1 protein-coding gene is annotated in these 1,011 nt (G+C 23.6%); it reads left to right on the top strand.

What is annotated here, in order from left to right; genetic code table 4:
• Positions 1-244 precede the first annotated feature (244 nt).
• Positions 245-913 (top strand): hypothetical protein, encoded by a 669-nt coding sequence (locus UDIV_RS04125; protein ID WP_038103756.1) that lies wholly within the window; start codon positions 245-247, stop codon positions 911-913.
• Positions 914-1,011 lie beyond the last annotated feature (98 nt).

The raw sequence follows: 1,011 nt of genomic DNA, 5'->3' as shown, positions 1-1,011 counted from the left end.
TTTATTCTCTTTTAATAGCTTATAGAACTTTAGTTAGTTAGTTAGTTAGTTAGTTAGTTAGTTAGTTAGTTAGTTAGTTAGTTATATTATTATTATTATTATTATTATTTCTATTTTTAGTAAATAATTAAGGTTTATTTGCTTAATTTATAGAAGACAGAAAATTTCAAATGTAATTTTGTTAATGCTATATTTTTAAGTGGGTCAAATTTAATTCGGTTTGACCCTTTAAAAGGAATAAATTATGAAAGGTAATAATGATAAACAAAATAATAATTATGAAACTAACTATTATGAACTAATTGTTAATGATCAAACTTATCTAGAAGCTAAAGCTGGTAATAAGTATGCTTTCTATCTTGTTTATGAAACTAACTTGCACTACTTTAAGCGTTTCTTTTTAAAAGAAGTAAGAGATCGTTTTCATAGTTCAGAAATCAGTTTTGATGAAATTAAATATGATTTATTTAAAAATACATTTAATATTTTAAAAACGATTAATGGAACTAATTTACAGATCCAATATCGGGCATTAATGAAAAATAAGATTAAACACCTTTTAGTTGAAGAATTAAGAAGGTTTAAAACTAAAAAGGAACAAATCTTATATAATAGTATTCCACTTGAAGTAGCTGAAGAAAAAGGGTTGATTATAAATGATAATCAAACCCCTGATCTAGTTTTTATTAGAGATAAAAATGATCAATTGGTTATTAAAATCATTGAGCTAATTAAAAACAAGTTACCAGAGTGATGTTATAACATTGCTTATTTGTTGCACAAGAACAAAGAAGTCAAAGAAATTTCACAAATTATTAAGATTCCAACACAAAGGGTATATTATGGAATCAGAAAGATTAAAAGATTAATTGCTGATAGTGAACAAGAACTAGAAACTTTTGAAATTTTTTAATCAACCATACATTCTTATCAAAATAAACAGATTAATAACAAAACAAAAACAAAACAAGAAATAACCGTAAAACAACCATTTAGTAATCAACTAAGTGG

It is taken from the genome of Ureaplasma diversum NCTC 246, assembly GCF_000731915.1.
In the GTDB taxonomy this organism is placed as follows: domain Bacteria; phylum Bacillota_I; class Bacilli_A; order Mycoplasmatales; family Mycoplasmoidaceae; genus Ureaplasma; species Ureaplasma diversum.
Note: the sequence above shows the minus strand (reverse complement) of the source record. Positions and strands in the feature narration are given on the sequence as shown.